This window comes from Microvirga splendida (genome assembly GCF_016427565.1).
GTDB lineage: Bacteria > Pseudomonadota > Alphaproteobacteria > Rhizobiales > Beijerinckiaceae > Microvirga > Microvirga splendida.
This window is the reverse complement of record NZ_JAELXT010000013.1, coordinates 1-16,742: the sequence shown is the minus strand read 5'-3', so window position 1 is coordinate 16,742 and position 16,742 is coordinate 1. Positions and strand designations below refer to the sequence as shown.

Annotated in this window: 15 protein-coding genes; 10 read left to right on the top strand and 5 right to left on the bottom strand. The window is 65.0% G+C overall.

Annotated features, from left to right (window positions below; translation table 11 throughout):
* The first annotated feature begins 588 nt into the window (after positions 1–588).
* From JAO75_RS13630 to JAO75_RS13590, 9 genes are all read left to right on the top strand, one after another.
* A complete protein-coding gene (locus JAO75_RS13630; protein WP_199049694.1) occupies positions 589–2,154 on the top strand; it encodes an OpgD/OpgG family glucan biosynthesis protein in 1,566 nt (521 codons plus the stop codon).
* Positions 2,155–2,260: 106 nt separating this feature from the next.
* Complete coding sequence (locus JAO75_RS13625) at positions 2,261–3,280, top strand: ABC transporter substrate-binding protein (RefSeq protein ID WP_199049693.1); 1,020 nt, start codon at positions 2,261–2,263, stop codon at positions 3,278–3,280.
* Between the two features lie 12 nt (positions 3,281–3,292).
* A complete protein-coding gene (locus JAO75_RS13620; RefSeq protein ID WP_199049692.1) occupies positions 3,293–3,769 on the top strand; it encodes a hypothetical protein in 477 nt (158 codons plus the stop codon).
* A gap of 13 nt (positions 3,770–3,782) precedes the next feature.
* Positions 3,783–4,583 (top strand): ABC transporter ATP-binding protein, encoded by an 801-nt coding sequence (locus JAO75_RS13615; protein WP_199049691.1) that lies wholly within the window; start codon positions 3,783–3,785, stop codon positions 4,581–4,583.
* Positions 4,583–5,425, top strand: coding sequence for an ABC transporter permease (locus JAO75_RS13610; RefSeq protein ID WP_199049690.1), 843 nt, complete (start codon positions 4,583–4,585; stop codon positions 5,423–5,425). The genes JAO75_RS13615 and JAO75_RS13610 overlap by 1 nt, the downstream gene beginning before the upstream one ends.
* A 71-nt stretch (positions 5,426–5,496) precedes the next feature.
* Positions 5,497–6,057, top strand: a complete 561-nt coding sequence (locus tag JAO75_RS13605) for a MarR family winged helix-turn-helix transcriptional regulator (RefSeq protein WP_199049689.1) — start codon at positions 5,497–5,499, stop codon at positions 6,055–6,057.
* Positions 6,058–6,143: 86 nt separating this feature from the next.
* On the top strand, positions 6,144–7,067 hold the full coding sequence (locus tag JAO75_RS13600) for a DMT family transporter (protein WP_199049688.1): 924 nt from the start codon (positions 6,144–6,146) through the stop codon (positions 7,065–7,067).
* Complete coding sequence (locus JAO75_RS13595; protein ID WP_199049687.1) at positions 7,064–7,369, top strand: TfoX/Sxy family protein; 306 nt, start codon at positions 7,064–7,066, stop codon at positions 7,367–7,369. The genes JAO75_RS13600 and JAO75_RS13595 overlap by 4 nt, the downstream gene beginning before the upstream one ends.
* A 24-nt stretch (positions 7,370–7,393) precedes the next feature.
* Positions 7,394–8,359, top strand: a complete 966-nt coding sequence (locus JAO75_RS13590; RefSeq protein WP_199049686.1) for a 2-hydroxyacid dehydrogenase — start codon at positions 7,394–7,396, stop codon at positions 8,357–8,359.
* Positions 8,360–8,593: 234 nt separating this feature from the next.
* On the opposite strand, the gene JAO75_RS13585 is transcribed toward JAO75_RS13590, so the two are convergent.
* Together JAO75_RS13585 and JAO75_RS13580 are read right to left on the bottom strand one after the other, a co-directional pair.
* Positions 8,594–9,337 carry an SDR family oxidoreductase gene (locus JAO75_RS13585; RefSeq protein WP_199049685.1) on the bottom strand — a complete coding sequence of 248 codons (744 nt, stop codon included), beginning with the start codon at positions 9,335–9,337 and terminating at the stop codon, positions 8,594–8,596.
* Positions 9,338–9,363: 26 nt separating this feature from the next.
* Positions 9,364–11,172, bottom strand: a complete 1,809-nt coding sequence (locus tag JAO75_RS13580; protein ID WP_199049684.1) for an IlvD/Edd family dehydratase — start codon at positions 11,170–11,172, stop codon at positions 9,364–9,366.
* 230 nt (positions 11,173–11,402) lie between these two features.
* On the opposite strand from JAO75_RS13580, the gene JAO75_RS13575 reads away from it, so the two are divergent.
* On the top strand, positions 11,403–11,999 hold the full coding sequence (locus JAO75_RS13575; protein ID WP_199049683.1) for a hypothetical protein: 597 nt from the start codon (positions 11,403–11,405) through the stop codon (positions 11,997–11,999).
* A gap of 6 nt (positions 12,000–12,005) precedes the next feature.
* Here JAO75_RS13575 and JAO75_RS13570 read toward each other — a convergent pair whose 3' ends face one another.
* From JAO75_RS13570 to JAO75_RS13560, 3 genes are all read right to left on the bottom strand, one after another.
* Positions 12,006–12,854: a tellurite resistance TerB family protein gene (locus JAO75_RS13570; protein WP_199049682.1), complete on the bottom strand. Its 849-nt coding sequence runs from the start codon at positions 12,852–12,854 to the stop codon at positions 12,006–12,008.
* A gap of 112 nt (positions 12,855–12,966) precedes the next feature.
* A complete protein-coding gene (locus tag JAO75_RS13565; protein WP_199049681.1) occupies positions 12,967–15,138 on the bottom strand; it encodes a TRAP transporter permease in 2,172 nt (723 codons plus the stop codon).
* A gap of 78 nt (positions 15,139–15,216) precedes the next feature.
* Positions 15,217–16,194 (bottom strand): TAXI family TRAP transporter solute-binding subunit, encoded by a 978-nt coding sequence (locus tag JAO75_RS13560; protein WP_199049680.1) that lies wholly within the window; start codon positions 16,192–16,194, stop codon positions 15,217–15,219.
* Positions 16,195–16,742: the final 548 nt, after the last annotated feature.

Below are 16,742 nucleotides of genomic sequence, written 5' to 3'. Positions count from 1 at the left end.
AAATTCAGACGATCAGGAATTCCTGCCGTCCGGCGTCAGCGAGGGAAGATGGCATCCCGCTTCGTGCGATGGAGACACGACAAGCGCGATGGGCTCTTCACCCGACGATGCTGCCTTGGATTGGATGGGGATACTCCATCCGCACGCCTGGCAATGATAAACAAGCCTCTTCGGTGTTGACCTTTGGAGGGTCAACGAGACCAAAAAAGCCCGTTCGTCGTTGCTTTAAGTCGCGTCCCCCGCTGAGAGCGAAGTACGCCGGTTTTCGCCTCCGGCTGCCGGTTAGGGGTATCGAGAGCTAGAGCGCTCTCGGGCGGCTGTCCGGCCTCTTGTCCGGATGCCCACCAACCGACACACGACCACAGGCACGTGCGAAATTGGGCAAGCGGGAGATAAGCATATTTGATCTGGATCACAAGAGCTTTCGGGCCCTCCCGGAGGATTTTTTTAACCCTGCCGGGACCTGTGTCCTGGCCGCATCACCATTCAGCTTCCATTAAGCGGCCGAGCTACACGGATGGGGGCTCCGGCCCCATATTCCGGGCTCCTGAGCCCCGCCTTTTCCAAGACGAGAACCGCTCCACCGCCATGATGACCCTGTCCCGCCGCACCCTCCTGCAAAGCCTGCTCGCAGCCACGGCTCTGTCCGCATCAAGCCAAGCTTTCGCGCAGCAGAACGGGGTGCCGCAGCCCAATCCGTTCCGCTACGAGGATGTGGTGCGCCGGGCCCGCGAGCTGTCGACCGCGCCCTTCGAGGCTCCGCCCTCCCAGCTGCCGGAGCCCCTGAACCGGCTCAGCTTCGACGATTACCGCGACATCCGCTTCCGCCCGGACAAGGCACTGCTCGGATCGGGCAGCGGGCCGTTCCGGATGCAGCTCTTCCACCTCGGCTTCCTCTACCAGAAGCCGGTGACGGTGAACGTCATCCGCGACGGCGTACCGACCCCGATCCCCTACCAGCGGGAGCTGTTCGACTACGGCCGCAACAAGATCGAGCGGCCGCTGCCGGTCAACCTGGGCTTTGCGGGCTTCCGGCTGCACTACCCGCTGAACACCCCCAAGGTGATGGACGAGCTCATCGCCTTCCTGGGCGCGAGCTATTTCCGTTTCCTCGGAGCCGGCCAGAAATACGGCCTCTCGGCCCGCGGGCTTGCGATCAACGTGGAAGGCGGAGAGGCGGAGGAGTTCCCGCACTTCCGCGAGTTCTGGGTCGAACTGCCGAAGCCGAACGAGGATCGGGCGGTCATCTACGCGCTTCTTGATAGCCCGTCAGTGGCCGGCGCCTATCGGTTCGAGGTCTATCCGTCGAAGGAAACCACCATCGACGTGACGGCCACGCTCTTCCCCCGGAAGACCCTCACCAATGTGGGGCTTGCCCCCCTCACCTCCATGTATTTCGAGGGCGAGAACGACCGGAAGCCCACCGACGACTTCCGGCAGGAGCTGCACGATTCGGACGGCCTGCTCATGCAGTCGGGCGCCGGCGAGTGGATCTGGCGCCCCCTGCGCAACCCGGAAAAGAAGACGATCTCGTCCTTCAGCGACAACAACCCACGCGGCTTCGGCCTGATGCAGCGCGACCGGGTGTTCGAGCACTACCAGGACCTGGAGGCGCATTACCACCAGCGGCCCGGCTACTGGGTCGAGCCCGTCGGGCAATGGGGCGAAGGCTGGGTGGAGCTGGTCGAGATCCCGACGGCGGACGAGACCCAGGACAACATCGTCGCCTATTGGCAGCCGAACCGGCCCTACGAGCCGGGGCAGGAAGTCGTCGTCTCCTATCGCCTGAGGGCCGCAGCCGCGATCGGCGGCATGCATCCGGGCGGCAAGGCGGTGAACACCTTCCAGACCCCGCCGCGCGCCAGCGGCTCGAACGCGCCAAGCGACCCCCGGCATCGCCGCTTCATCATCGACTTTGCCGGAGGCGACCTGCCCTATTACTTCAGCGCTCCGGAGCAGGTGCAGCTGGTCCCCTCCACGTCCACGGGCCAGATCACCAACACCTTCATCATGCCCAATCCCCACATCGATGGCTTCCGCGCCGCTATCGACGTGCGGCTGGAGCCGGGCCAGTCCACGGATCTGCGCGCCTTCCTGCGGGCCGGCAACCGGGCCCTGACGGAGACCTGGACATATCCCTGGTTCGTGGAATGATCCGCCTCGGGGCCTCCTCCTGACGCTGCGGACCTTGCCAAGCCTCGCCGGACCGCGCAGAAGCGGACGCGGCCGGCAAGGTGCCGAAGCGACGGAGTGAATGCGCATGATGCGGAAGGCTTGGGTGGCAGGAATGCTGGCGGCCGGCCTCGCCTGGGGCGCGGGAAGCGCCCTGGCGCAGCAGCCGCTGACGGAAGTGACCTTCGGCACCAACTGGCTCGCGCAAGGGGAGCACGGCGGCTACTACCAGGCGCTCGCCGACGGTACTTACGAGAAATACGGCCTGAAGGTCACCATCGTGCCGGGCGGTCCGCGCGCCAGCAACCGCATGCTCATGACTGTCGGCAAGCTCGACTTCTACATGGGCGGCAGCATGATCCAGGCCTTCTCGGCCGTGGAGAAGGACATTCCCACCGTCGTGGTGGCGGCCCATTTCCAGAAGGAGCCGCAGATCCTCATGAGCCATCCGGGCCAGGGACTCGACAGCTTCGCGGATCTGAAGAAATCGAACGACATCCTGCTGTCCAAGGACGCGGTCGCCACCTTCTTCCAGTGGATGAAGGCCGAGCACGGCTTCAGGGACGAGCAGGTGAAGCCCTTCGGCTTCAACCCGGCGCCCTTCATCGCCAACAGCCAAGCCGTGCAGCAGGGCTATGTCACCTCGGAGCCCCTCACCATCGAGAAGGCTGCGGGATTCAAACCCAACGTGTTCCTGCTCGCCGATCACGGCTTCAGCTCCTACTCCACCACGGTAGAGACGCGCCGCGAGGTGGTGGAGACAAACCCCGATCTCGTGCAGCGCTTCGTCGATGCCTCTACCATCGGCTGGTACAACTATCTCTACGGCGACAACACGAAGGCCAAGGAGCTCATCAAGCGCGACAACCCGGAGATGACAGACGAGCTTCTCGCCTATTCCCATGCCAAGATGAAGGAACACGGCATCGTCGATTCCGGCGACGCGCAAAGCCTCGGCATCGGCGCCATGACGGATGCGCGCATGAAGGACTTCTTCGACAAGATGGTGAAGGCCGGCCTCTTCAAGCCGGACCTCGACTACCGGAAGGCCTATACGCTCCAGTTCGTGAACAAGGGCGTGGGCCTTGAGCTGAAGCCTCGCAAGTGAGGAAGGGCTCCTATGCCTGATGTGCTGTGGGTTGCTGCAGGCTTGTTGCTGGCTCTGCCTGCCGACATGAAGCCGGCTGCCGTCGCGGTCGAGCGGATTGCGGTCTCGGGCCTTCAGCCTCCTGCCCTCGGTCATACCGATCAGCTTTTCTGCTCCTGGTCCAATGGCGGCGGAGCCAGCATTGCGCTGCACTGGTGGAATGCACCGAACCCTCCGAGAGATCTTGGCCCTCTGTCGACGGCTGAAAGCTGGGATACATCCATCGACGGGCACAGCGTGTCCGCAGCGCGAACGGATATGTTCATGGGGCGCAAGGAAGAAGTCCTGGTCGCCTGGCCCTCCCTGGCCGGCCTCAAAGCTTCCGCCATGCTTCACGCCAGAGGTTTATCTCGGGAGCAATTCGACCATATGCTCAAACAAGGCCGGATCGTCGAAGACAGGCAGCCGTGGAGCATGACGTGCGAACCTGCACCGCAAGGTTCCCGGTGAAACGGCCATCTCGATGAGCGAACCCCCGCCTTTGACGTCACGAAACGGCTCTCCGGAGCTCGTCACCTTGCATGACATCAGCAAGGTCTTCGCCAACGGTGTGACGGCGCTTGCCGGCTTCGACCTCAGCATTCGTGCGGGCGAGTTCGTGTCTCTCCTCGGCCCCTCCGGCTGCGGGAAATCGACGGTGCTGCGCCTCGTTGCGGGGCTGGCTGCACCGACGGCGGGACAGGTGACCTGGCCGGGCTCGACGAACGCCGATCACCGCAGCGAGATCGGCTTCGTGTTTCAGGAGGCGACGCTGATGCCCTGGGCCGATGTGGCGAGCAATGTCTGGCTGCCCCTGCAGCTGCGCGGCGTGTCGCGGCGCGATGCGCGGGAGCGCATCGCCGAGAGCCTCGCCCTCGTCGGCCTGGAGGACTTCGCGAAGGCCTATCCGCGCGAGCTTTCGGGCGGCATGAGGATGCGCGTGTCGATTGCACGGGCGCTCTCGATCAGGCCTCGGCTGCTGCTGATGGATGAGCCCTTCGCGGCTCTCGACGAGATCGCCCGCTTCCGGCTCAACGACGATCTCCTGAGGCTGCAGAGCGAGCTCGGCTGCACGATCGTGTTCGTGACGCATTCGGTCTACGAGAGCGCCTATCTGTCGAGCCGCATCGCGGTGATGTCCCGGCGCCCCGGCCGCATCGTCGCCGAAATCCCCGGCGAACCGCCTGGGCCGAGACCGAAGGACTTTCGCACCAGCCCTCGCTATGCGGCGCTGTGCGGACAGATCTCGCAGATCCTGCTGGAGCAGACGGAGGAGCACTTGTGATGGCTTCTCACGTCACTCCTGCGCCCAAGCGGGGCAACCCTGTCAGGCTCATCCTGCCCCTTGCGGTTTTCGCCGCGGCTCTTGCGGCCTGGGAGGGCTATGTGCGCCTGAACGGCGTTCCGCCCTACATCCTGCCGGCTCCCAGCCTGATCGCAACGACCATCGTGACCGACTGGCCGCTTCTCCGGGCTTCTCTTTTCACCACGCTCCAGACGACGCTCCTAGGCCTGGTGCTCGCCGTGCTCGGCGGCGTGTTCCTGGCCGTGCTCTTGAGCCTGTCGCGGATCGTCGAATACTCGCTCTACCCCTTCGCCATCGTGCTGCAGGTCACGCCGGTCATCGCCATCGCGCCGCTGCTCCTGATCTACATGCCGCAGGATGCTGCGGTCCTGACCTGCGCCTGGCTCGTCGCCTTCTTCCCGGTTCTCTCGAACACGATGCTGGGCCTTCAATCGGTCGACCGCAACCTGATGGAACTGTTCGGGCTCTATGGCGCCCCCGCAGCTAACCGGCCGCTTGCGCGCTTCCGGTCCCGGCTCAAGGCCCTGTGGTACCTGCGCCGCCCGGCCGCCCTGTCGGCCTTCCTGACGGGCCTGCGGATCGCCGGCGGACTCTCGCTCATCGGCGCCGTGGTGGCCGAGATGGCGGCAGGATCGGCGGGTGCCGGCTCGGGACTGGCCTATCGCATCATCGAAAGCCAATACCGCCTCAACATCCCGCGTCTGTTCGCAGCCCTCGTTCTCCTGGCGCTGACCGGGATCGTTCTTTATCTCCTGCTCGCCGGCATCAGCCATCTTCTCCTGCGCCGCTGGCATGAGAGCGCCCTTTCGCGGGACGCTTGAGCCCTCCCGATCCTTAGCCTGTGAACAATGAGCCGGCTTGTCATCGTACCGTCATGAGTCGCGTCCATGCTATGAAAGGCAGAGCTTCGAAGAGCGAGGGATGGATGGAAACCGACAACAAGCATCCGAGCATCAAGAGCGTCGGATGGGCTCTGGTTCAAGCCTCGCGCCTGCATCGAAGCCGGACGGGCGACAAGCTTTCCGAACTCGGCCTGTTCGCCGGCCAGGAACAGGTTCTGCAGGCCCTCGGCACGTCCGGTCCCATGACCATGGGAGAATTGGCCGCCATCCTGCGAGTGCGCCCGCCGACCGCCTCCAAGACCGTCTCGCGGCTGTCCGCCCTCAAGCTTGTGGAGCGCCACACTGAGCCCGGCGATGCCCGGGTCGTGCGCGTGAAGCTTACCAAGGAAGGCAAGCGAAAGGCCGCCGCCATCGATGCCCTGTGGGACGAGGTCGAGGGCGAACTGCTCCAGGGCTTCGACAACAAGGACCGCAAGCGCCTGCGCAAGCTCCTCCGGAAGGCGGCCAAGAATCTGGCTGGCCTCACGGGAGCCGATCAGAGCGGCTTCGAGGCCGACGACGAGGTCGACGGGCTGGAAGCCGTCGAGCCGGAGCTCGCCGCAACCGCCTGACGCACCTGCCACCCCTGCCGGCAGTGCACGAGGGGCGTGCGCTGCGGGTATTCGCATCGGGATGAAGCTGCCGCTACCATCCTCCGATGGCCGATACCGTTTCCACGTCCCTGATCAAACCAGTGTCCCAGCGCCGGAACCGCATGATCGGCATCGGCCTCATGTGCGCGGCACTGTTCTGCTTCTCCTGCCTCGACGCCACGGCCAAATGGGTGAACCAGTCGGTGGACCCCATGGTGACGGTCTGGGCCCGCTACATGTCGGCGGCCCTGCTCACCTTCATGGTCATCAACCCGCGGACCCAGCCGGGAGCGCTCAGGACGCGCCGCCTCCCGCTCCAGCTCCTCCGCTCCTTCCTGCTCCTCGCCTCCACCCTGTGCAATTTCCTCGCGCTGAAATACCTGCAGCTGGTCGAGACGCAGTCCATCATCTTCGCCACGCCCCTGCTGGTGGCGCTTCTGGCAGCCCCCATCCTGGGGGAGCGCATCGGCTGGCAGCGCCTGACCGCCATCGCCGTCGGGTTCGTGGGCATTCTCGTCATCACGCGGCCGGGCTCGGGAACCATGCACCCCGCGGCCCTGCTGTCGCTCGCCGGCTCCGTGGCCTATGCCTTCTACAACATCGTGACCCGGATGCTGGCCTCGAGCGATTCGATTGCGACCACGACCCTCTATTCGAGCGTTGCCGGCATCGCCCTGGTGACCCCTGCCCTGCCCTGGATCTGGTCCACCCCGTCCTCGCCCCTGGTCTGGTTCTTCCTGGCCACGACCGGCTTCTATGGCGCCTTCGGGCATTGGCTCCTCGTTCTCGCCCATGCCCGGGCTCCGGCGGCGATCCTGGCGCCCTTCATCTACAGCCAGATCATCTGGATGCTCGCGCTGGGCTACATCCTGTTCGGCGACTGGCCCGATTCTTGGACCTTCGTCGGGGCTGGCATCGTGATCGCATCGGGGCTCTACTTGCTCTCCCGCGAGCACACGAAACAGACACAGCCGGAGACGTCCTCATGAGCGATGCCCCCATCGAGACCCTGCCGGGGATCGGCCCCGTCACGCAGGGCTGGCTGAGCGAGGTCGGCATCTGCACCGAGGGAGAGCTTCGCTCCATCGGCGCCGTCGAGGCCTACCGGCGCCTCAAGTTCATGCTGCCCCGCCGCGTCAACCTGAATGCCCTCTACGCCCTGGAGGCGGCCTTGCGCGGTTGCCACTGGCTCGACCTGCCCCAGGATGTGAAAACCGCACTTCAGGATCAGGCCAAAGTCATCGACGAGGCCCTGCGCCGCGGTGCCGCCGCACGCTGCGCCATTCCCTGATCCCGGACAACAACAGGAAACGCCATGAGCCGCACCGACATCCTGATGACCGCGCCGATGATGCCGATCGTCATCGATACGCTGGAGAAAGCCTGCACGCTGCACCGCCTGTGGGAGCAGCCGGACCAGGAGGCGTTTCTCAAGGAGGTCGGGCCTCGCATCCGCGGCGTGGCCACCAGCACGCTCTACGGCCGCCTCGAGGCCTCGCTTTTCGACAATCTGCCGAACGTCGAGATCGTCTCGAGCTTCGGTGTGGGCTACGACAACGTGGATGCGGCGGAGGCAGCCCGGCGCGGTATCGTCGTCACCAACACGCCTGGCGTTCTCGACGACGAGGTGGCCGACCTGACCCTCGGCCTGCTGCTCGCGACCCTGCGCAAGATCCCGCAGGCCGACCGCTATCTGCGCGAGGGGAAATGGCTGAAAGCCTCCTTCCCGCTCTCGACGACCCTTCGTGAGCGCAAGGTCGGCATCGTCGGTCTCGGGCGCATCGGCAAGGCCATCGCACGACGCCTCGCAGGCTTCGATGTGGGCATCGCCTACCATGGACGCACGAAGCAGGACGATGTCGCTTATGCCTATCATCCCACAGTCATCGGCCTCGCGGAGGCCTGTGACGTGCTGATCGTCATCACGCCGGGTGGCGCCGCCACCCGCCACCTGATCGATGCGGATGTGCTGAAGGCCTTGGGGCCCAACGGCGTGCTGATCAACGTGGCGCGCGGCACCGTGGTGGACGAGCAGGCACTGATCGAGGCCCTCAGGTCCGGGACCATTCTCAGCGCCGGCCTTGACGTCTACGAGGATGAGCCGCGCGTGCCGCAGGAATTGATCGACATGGAGCACGTGGTTCTCCTGCCCCACATCGCATCCGCCTCGGTCCACACCCGCAACGCCATGGGCAAGCTCGTGGCCGATAACCTGATTGCATGGTTCGAGGGCAAGGGGCCGCTGACGCCGGTGCCGGAGACGCCTTACAAGGGGCGATAGGTTCATCGTCATCACCGGCCTTGTGCCGGTGATCCCGATTCATTGAAACGTTGAGCTCTTCTTATCGGGATGGCCGGGACAAGCCCGGCCATGACGAGGAGGGTGTCATTCCCGGCCGGAGATGGCGGAGCCATCGGAGGGGAAGGGAATCCACAGCCGCGCGTGAGAGTGGATCCCCTTCCCTCGCTCCGCTCGCCGGGGATGACATCAGTGTCCGCTTGTGAAGAGCGAAGTCTAAAGCGCGAACCCACCATCGACCAGGTGAATGTGCCCGGTCGTGTAGCTCGCCTCGTCCGACGCGAGATAGACAGCAAGCGCCGCCACCTCTTCGGCCGTGCCGAGCCGGCCCATGGGCTGGCGGTCGACAAAGGCCTGGCGCACGGCCTCCAGGCTCTGGCCGGAGCTCTCGGCCTGAGCGGCGATCCGCTCGTCGAGAGACGGCGACTGAATCGTGCCGGGGCAGATGGCGTTGGCGCGGACGCCGCGCTTGATGAAATCCGCCGCCACCGCCTTGGTGAGGCCGATCACCGCCGCCTTAGTGGTGCCGTAGACATAGCGGTTGGGAATGCCGCGCACGGAGGAGGCTCCGGACGCGATGTTGACAATCGAGCCACGGCCCTTCTCCAGCATGCCCGGCAGCACCGCGTGAATCGTGCGGTGCATGGACTTCACATTCAGGTCGAAGGAGAAATCCCAATCCTTGTCGGAGCATTCGAGAATCGTGCCGTGATGCACGAAGCCCGCCGCATTGACGAGGATGTCGAAGGATCCCGCCTCGGAGACGAGTTGCTCGACATCCGTGCCCGAGAGCACATCGAGCCTGCGCTTCTCGGCACCCTCGAGGCCCTCCAGCTTCCCCACATCCAGGTCCGTCGCCCAGACCGTCGCGCCCTCGCGGAGGAAGGCCTCCGCAATGGCGCGTCCGATCCCCTGCCCTGCCGCCGTGACGAGAGCGGTTTTTCCTTGAAGCCTGTTCATGAGAACCCTCGCTCCCGTCGTTGCGTTCAGTGGTTGTCGCGCGGCACGCCGAAGGTCTGCGCGACCTTCTGGTACTTCACGGCGGGCTTGAGGGTCATGCCCTCGGAGAGCTGATCGACCATGGAGCGCTGGATCTCCTGCCAGGGCGTCTGGCTCGCCGGATAGGCATAGCCGCCCCGCGCTTCGAGATCGGCGCGGCGCTTCTGCAATTCTTCCGCCGGGAGAAGAATGTCGGCACTGCGCTTGTTGAGGTCGATGCGGATGCGGTCGCCCGACTGCAGTAGCGCCAGTCCGCCGCCGACGGCAGCCTCGGGCGAGGCGTTCAGGATCGACGGCGTGCCGGACGTGCCGGACTGACGGCCGTCGCCGATGCACGGCAGGGAGAGAACGCCGCGTTTGATCAGCGCGCCCGGCGGCTGCATGTTCACCACTTCCGCCGCGCCCGGATAGCCGACGGGGCCGGCGCCGCGCATGATCAGGATCGTGTGCTCGTCGATGTTGAGCGACGGATCGTCGATGCGGTGGTGATAATCCTCCGGCCCATCGAACACGACCACACGTCCCTCGAAGGCATTGGGATCCTCCGGGTTGTTGAGGTAGCGCTCCTGGAATTCGGGGCTGATCACGCTCGTCTTCATGATCGCGGAGTCGAAGAGCGTACCCTTCAGATTCAGGAAGCCCGCCTTCTCCTTCAGCGGATTGTCGTAGGAGCGGATCACGTCGTGATCCCAGGTGTGCTTGCCGCGGCAATTCTCGCCGATGGTGGTGCCGGTGCAGGTGATAGCATCCTCGTGGATCTTGCCGGCGCCGATCAGCTCGGCCATCACGGCCGGCAGGCCGCCGGCGCGGAAATACTCCTCGCCGAGATATTCGCCCGCAGGCTGCACGTTGACGAGCAGCGGGATCTCGAAGCCGATGCGCTCCCAGTCGTCGCAATCGAGCGGCACGCCGATATGCTTGGCGATGGCGTTGATGTGGACCGGCGCGTTGGTGGAGCCGCCGATGGCCGCATTGGCCACGATGGCGTTCTCGAACGCCTCGCGGGTCATGATGTCGGAGGGCTTCAGATCCTCCCACACCATGTCGACGATGCGCCTGCCGGTCTCGTAGGCCATCTGCCCGCGCTCGCGATAGGGAGCGGGCACCGCCGCCGAACCGGGCAGGGACATGCCGAGCGCTTCGGCGAGAGCGTTCATCGTCGAGGCCGTGCCCATGGTGTTGCAGTGGCCGACGGAGGGCGCGCTCGAGCCCACGATGTCGATGAACTGCTGGTAGTCGATGTCGCCGGCCGCATGGCGCTCGCGCGCCTTCCACACGATAGTGCCGGAGCCCGTGCGCTCGCCGTGGTGCCAGCCGTTCAGCATCGGCCCGACATTGAGCGAGATCGCCGGAATGTTCACGGTGGCCGCCGCCATGAGGCAGGCCGGCATGGTCTTGTCGCAGCCGGTGAGCAGCACGACGCCATCGAGCGGGTAGCCGTAGAGCACCTCGACAAGGGACAGGTAGGCCAGGTTGCGGTCGAGGCAGGCGGTCGGGCGCTTGCCGGTTTCCTGAATCGGATGGCACGGAAATTCGAAGGCCACGCCGCCGGCCGCCGTGATTCCGTCGCGCACGCGCTTGGCGAGATCCAGGTGGTGCCGGTTGCAGGGGGACAGATCGGATCCGGTCTGCGCGATGCCGATGATCGGCTTCTTGCCCTGCAGCTCCTTGCCCGTAAGGCCGAAGTTCAGGTAGCGCTCAAGATAGAGCGCGGTCATGCCGGGATTGTCCGGGTTGTCGAACCAGAGCCGCGAGCGAAGCTGATCGGGAGTGCGACGGTGAGGCCTCTCAGCCATTCTTCATTTCCTTATTAGACATCGATAAGCGGATGGGCAGGTATTTGATCTGGAGCGGGAGCCGAGATCAACCATCCCTGTGATGAAAGTCGGGTCATTCGACGAGAAACTTCCGGTGAAGGTTTCCTCGGATGGTCCGCCCGTCTTCCTGGCGAGCAGGCACTTGATATGCTATATCGATTACAAGACCTCGCCCGACGCACTCCCCACCTCGGTTCCGTGACACGACAATGCTGCGCCCTGCCCTTTTCCTCATCATGACGACCACGCTGATCCTTCCGGCTCAGGCCGGCGATTGCCCGACAGCCCAGACGGCAAAGCTCGGCTTCGTCCTGGAGCGGCGGGGCACGACGGCGGAGATCCGCCCCGCTTCGGATCACTTCGTTCACGTGGTGAATTCCTATCCCGACGGGAAGACCCAGAATGTGATCTACTACCGGGGCCTCTTCCCGGTCAGCCGCTTCGACGACACGGCCCGCAGCATCAACATTCCCGTGTCCGACCTGCGCACCGTGTTCCCGCTGGAGCCCAAGTCCCGCCGCGCCATCACCTATGCGCCGGCCCAGCCCGACAAGGTGGGCGCCCTGATCTCGCTCGAGCTTGCGGTCACGGGCCAGGAGCAGATGCAGCTCGGCGACTGCTCCTACAAGGTTCTGGTCGTCCGCAACCGCTACCTGAACGCAGCAGGCAAGGTCACATCCGAGTACACGGATCTCTACTCGCCCGAGCTCGGCTTCGTTCTGGCCAAGCGTTACGATGAAAGAGGCACGCAGACCACCGTGCGGTATGAAACCATCAGGCCCCTCGGGAAGACCTCGCCTCTCTGAAACGCCTCAGGTCAGCGCGCCTGCCGTGTTGTCGATCTGGGATCGCACGGCCGAATCGAGATCGAGCGCCTCGGCCAGCTGGTTCAGGAACTCGCGCTCCTGGATCGTGTCGGGATCGATGGCGATGCGGGCTGCCGAATAGACCTGAGCGGCCTTCTCCGGATCGTTCACATTGGCGGCGAGCTCTTCCACATCGGCGGGCGACGCCATCTCGGTGTCGAGCCAGCGGGTGGCATCCGGGTCGATGCCCGCCTCGGTCAGGCCTTTGACGATTCGCGACCGCTCCGCGTCATCGATATGCCCGTCGGCTGCCGCCGCTGCCACCATGGTGCGCAGGAAGAGGAGCGCATCGTCCTCGGTCTGGGAGACCGGGTGGAAGCGCGAGGTTTCCGGCACGCTGAGGGCCGACTGCGCGACCGCTTCATCCGGCCCGGATGCAGGAGATCCGGCTGCGGCCGCCTCGGCTCCGTCCATGGTCGGGACGGTCGCGCCACCCGCTGCTTCTGCGGTGGAGCCCTTGGCCGATTGCTGGCTCTGATAAGCCTTATAGGCCAACCCGCCGATCACCGCGAGACCGCCGAGCTTCACCAGATTGCCGGTGAGCTTGCTCTTCTTGCGCCCTCTGAACAGGAGCCCGGCCAAGCCGAGGAGAGCCGTCTGGGTCAGGCCCGGATGCTGGGTGGCGAAATCCTTGGCCTTCTGCAACAGCTGGTCGGGCGACTGGCCGGTGACCTGGGTGACGCTCTTTTCGACCTGCTGCCGCATGCCGCCTTGAGCCGGCTGGCCCGAATTCTGCTGATCGGGACGCCCGATGGTTCCGATGAATGCATCCAACAGCTTCCGGTAATCGACCATTCGGCCCTCCTGTCGTCTCTGAACCAAGCCAAGAACAACGGGAGCGCCGCCGAATGGTTCAGGTTCTCGCGATAAGGCCCGGGCTCGGGCCTTGGAGCACCGCGCTTCACCCTCAGGCCGACTTCGGCACCATGGCGGTCCGGGCCTTGAACAGCTGGGACACGATCACCGGGGCTGCCATGGCAAGGCCGATCAGCGTGGTGGTTCCGTTGGGCGCGATGATCGGCAAGGCCGCCAGACCGATGAGCCAGCGCTCCCAGGCCCGCATCGTGGTCAGCCCATAGCTGGCGAAGGCTGCCGACAGGAACATGATGCCGACAACGGCACCGCCGACGACGAACAGAAAACCGGGCCATGTGAATTCGGGCGTCACAATGAGCATGGCCGGCCCATAAACGAAGACGAACGGCACCAGCACCTTGCCGAGACCGAGACGGAAGGCCGTGTTGCCGGTCTTGAACGGATCGGCGCCCGCCATGCTGGCGCCCGCATAGGCCGCCAGCGCCACGGGGGGCGTGATGTCGGCGAGCACCCCGTAATAGAAGACGAAGAAATGGGCGACGAGGGGCTGGACGCCGAGAAGGCCGAGGGCCGGCGCTGCCACCGTCACCATGATGATGTAGTTCGCCGTCGTCGGCACGCCGCAGCCGAGCAGGATGCAGACGAGGGCGGTCATCAGCAGGGTGAAGAACAGGGTCATGGCCTTTACGTCGGTCAGCGCCACCGGCAGGACATCCGTGAAGGTCTGCGCCATCTGGGCGGCGAAGGACGTGACGATGAAGGAGATCTTGAAGCCCACGCCCGTAAGCGTGACGATGCCCACGATGATGCCGACCGTGGCGGCCGCCGCGCCGACGCCGATGGCGTATTTCGCCCCCACCACGAAGGCGTCGATGAGGTCGAACACCACCGCTTTGCCGGCGTCGCTCCTGAGGAAGGTGTAGACCAGGAGCGCCAGGACGAAGGCGAGCACCGGCCCCACGAACACGAGCTGCGTGAGCAATCCCGCGGCGATAGCTGCGATGACGGCGACGAGGAAGCCGATATTGATCAGCGGCACCCGGGTGGCGCCGACGACCAGGCAGGCCGTGATGCCCCAGAAGGCCGCCAGATAGGGCGTGAAGCCGGAGAACAGCACGATCAGCAGAACCGCAAGCGGCATGATCGTCTGCCATCCCTCGCGGATCACCTGCGCGGCTCTCGGCAGTTCCTCCGGCGGCAGGCCCTTCAGCCCGGCGCGCTTGGCCTCGAGGTGGACCTGCATGAACACGCCGAAGAAATGCATGCAGGCCGGCACGAGCGCCGCCAGGATGATCGTCTGGTACGACATGTTGAGGAACTCGACCATCAGGAAGGCCGCGGCGCCCATGATCGGCGGGGTGATCTGGCCGCCGGTGGAGGCCGCCGATTCGACGGCCGCCGCGAAATGGCGCTGGTAGCCGACCCGGATCATCGCCGGGATCGTCAGCGAGCCGACCGTCACCGTGTTGGCGATGGAGGAACCGGAGATCATGCCGAACAGGGCGGAGCCGAAGATCGAGACCTTCGCCGGCCCGCCGGCAAAGCGCCCGGCCAGGCAGGTGGCGAGATCGATGAAGAGCTTGCCCAGCCCCACCCGTGTGGCGAGCACGCCGAAGAGCACGTAGTGGAAGACGTAAGTGGCAACAACTCCCAGGGCGATGCCATAGATGCCCTGGCTGGTGAGGTAGAGGTGATTGACGATGTTGGACCAGGAGGCGCCGGGATGCTGCAGAATGCCCGGCATGGACGGGCCGAAATACGCATAGAGCATCACGCCGATCGAGATGACCGGGAGCGGCCATCCCACCGAGCGGCGGGTTGCTTCCAGCAGGACGACGATCAGGATCGTGCCCATGACCACGTCGTTGGTGGAAGGATTGCCGACGCGGAAGGCCAACTCGTTGAAGATCCAGGGCACGTAAAGGCTCGCGACCGCGGCCGCGATGGCCAGAGCCCAGTCGACCAGCGAGATGCTGCCCGGGCGCCACCAGCTCGACGGGGCGATCCGGTCGTAGTCCCTTTTCGATGCCGAGAAGACGAGGAAGATCAGGCCGAGCACGAAGGCCATGTGGATGCCGCGATGGGTGGCCTCCCGCAGCAATCCGAAACCCGCCGTGTAGTAGTGGAAGAACGACAGGGCCAGCAGGAGGCCCGCCACGAGCCATGCGGTCCCTGTCGGCAGGGGCCGGAAGCGCATCTCGGGATCGAACTTCTCCTCGAGGCTGCGATCCTCGATAAGCGTCTGGGCATCGGTGGCGGTCATGACGGGGTCTCGGGCTGGAAGCAAAGCGCCTCCCGCGACGCTCGCCGCGGGAGGCTTGGATCGGACGTCAGATCAGAATCAGCTCTTGAGGAGGCCGGCTTCCTTGTAGAAGCGCTCCGCGCCCGGATGGAGCGGAATGCCGGCGCCGGCAAGCGCGGTGTCCTTGCGGATCAGCTTGCCCTTGGCATGGCCAGCATCCAGCGCTGCACGGGTCTTGTCGCTCCACAGGCCCTTGACGACATCATAGACGACCGCCTCCGGCACCTTGGCCGAGGTCACCCACTGGGCTCCGACAGCCAACGTCTTCACGGCGCCCACGTCCTTGTAGGTGCCGGCCGGGATCTCGTCCGCGGCAAAGAAGCTGTATTGCTTGCGGATCGCGTCCGCCTCGGGACCAGACAGGGGAACGAGATCGATGCCTCCGCCCGTGGCGGCGAGTTCCGTGATGGCGCTGGTGGGATATCCGCCGACGAAGAAGAAAGCGTCCAGTCCGCCGTCGCGCATGCGCTCGGCCGCCTGGTTCGGCTTCAGGAAGTCGGCCTTCACGTCGGATTCCTTGAGACCCCAGCCTGCCAGGATGATCCTGGCGTCGACGAGCGTGCCCGAGCCTGGCTCGTCGAGAGAGACGCGCTTGCCCTTAAGGTCGGCGACGGACTTGATATTGGCGGATTTCGCGGCGACGAGATGGATGCTTTCAGGGTAGAGATTGGCCAGGAGCCGCAGATCCTCGATCTTGCCCTTGCCCTCGAAGAGGCCGGTTCCCGTGTGAGCCCAATAGGCCACGTCGGCCTGGCTGAACCCGGACTCGAGAGCCCCCGAGGCGATGGAGTTCACGTTGGCCACGGAGCCGTTCGAGGCCTGGGCCGTCAGGACGAGCTGGGGTGGGTTCGACACGGCGTTGGCGATGAGGCCGCCGATCGGATAGTAGGTGCCGGCGGTGCCGCCCGTGCCGATCCGGAAGAAGGCAGGCCCTTGGGCGAAGGCGTTGCGGCCGAGAGCCACTGCGGCGCCCAGGCCGAGGCCGATCTTGGCCAAGTCGCGGCGTGTCATTGTCATGGACATGTACTCCCCTCGTGAAGGATGGACCGCATGTGATACGGTTCCGCTCCACTCTAACGGGAATTCCGTCCTCGTCTACGGCCGTCGGGGTTTGACGTAGCGGGTCATACAGATTGCGTAAGGACACTCTCAGTCGCCTGACCGTTTAGGGCGTTTCGCCCTCCACGGTCCGTTTGCACAAGCCATGGATCGGATAAAGCCTTTTTGGGCGGGTGGTTTAGGGCATTCGTGTCCCGATGTGCCGCATCACTCTGCGGCAATTTCGGGTGCGCGGGTGCCTGGCTTGCTGGATCGTTTCCGGCTGCGCTGAGCTCTGCGTTGCGGGCGAGCGCAGGCAGTTCGGTCTGTTCCTCGATGGTTGATGCGGAAGGGCTCTCGCGGTTTTCCGTTTTGCGGTGTCTGGACAAGCAAAAACCCTCGAAGGACGAGCCGTTCGAGGGCTTTGTTGATCTCATATGCTGTTGAGTATTGGTTGCGGGGACAGGATTTGAACCTGTGACCTTCAGGTTATGAGCCTGACGAGCTACCGGGCTGCTCCACCCCGC

Bases quoted from the DNA above. Each gene is read 5' to 3' on its own strand.
- JAO75_RS13620 (WP_199049692.1), top strand. From the start codon at position 3,293: ATGCCTGATGTGCTGTGGGTTGCTGCAGGCTTGTTGCTGGCTCTGCCT.
- JAO75_RS13595 (WP_199049687.1), top strand. From the start codon at position 7,064: ATGAGCGATGCCCCCATCGAGACCCTGCCGGGGATCGGCCCCGTCACG.
- JAO75_RS13580 (WP_199049684.1), bottom strand. From the start codon at position 11,172: ATGGCTGAGAGGCCTCACCGTCGCACTCCCGATCAGCTTCGCTCGCGG.
- JAO75_RS13590 (WP_199049686.1), top strand. From the start codon at position 7,394: ATGAGCCGCACCGACATCCTGATGACCGCGCCGATGATGCCGATCGTC.
- JAO75_RS13605 (WP_199049689.1), top strand. From the start codon at position 5,497: ATGAAAGGCAGAGCTTCGAAGAGCGAGGGATGGATGGAAACCGACAAC.
- JAO75_RS13575 (WP_199049683.1), top strand. From the start codon at position 11,403: ATGCTGCGCCCTGCCCTTTTCCTCATCATGACGACCACGCTGATCCTT.
- JAO75_RS13585 (WP_199049685.1), bottom strand. From the start codon at position 9,337: ATGAACAGGCTTCAAGGAAAAACCGCTCTCGTCACGGCGGCAGGGCAG.
- JAO75_RS13560 (WP_199049680.1), bottom strand. From the start codon at position 16,194: ATGACAATGACACGCCGCGACTTGGCCAAGATCGGCCTCGGCCTGGGC.
- JAO75_RS13570 (WP_199049682.1), bottom strand. From the start codon at position 12,854: ATGGTCGATTACCGGAAGCTGTTGGATGCATTCATCGGAACCATCGGG.
- JAO75_RS13600 (WP_199049688.1), top strand. From the start codon at position 6,144: ATGGCCGATACCGTTTCCACGTCCCTGATCAAACCAGTGTCCCAGCGC.
- JAO75_RS13630 (WP_199049694.1), top strand. From the start codon at position 589: ATGATGACCCTGTCCCGCCGCACCCTCCTGCAAAGCCTGCTCGCAGCC.
- JAO75_RS13625 (WP_199049693.1), top strand. From the start codon at position 2,261: ATGATGCGGAAGGCTTGGGTGGCAGGAATGCTGGCGGCCGGCCTCGCC.
- JAO75_RS13615 (WP_199049691.1), top strand. From the start codon at position 3,783: ATGAGCGAACCCCCGCCTTTGACGTCACGAAACGGCTCTCCGGAGCTC.
- JAO75_RS13565 (WP_199049681.1), bottom strand. From the start codon at position 15,138: ATGACCGCCACCGATGCCCAGACGCTTATCGAGGATCGCAGCCTCGAG.
- JAO75_RS13610 (WP_199049690.1), top strand. From the start codon at position 4,583: ATGGCTTCTCACGTCACTCCTGCGCCCAAGCGGGGCAACCCTGTCAGG.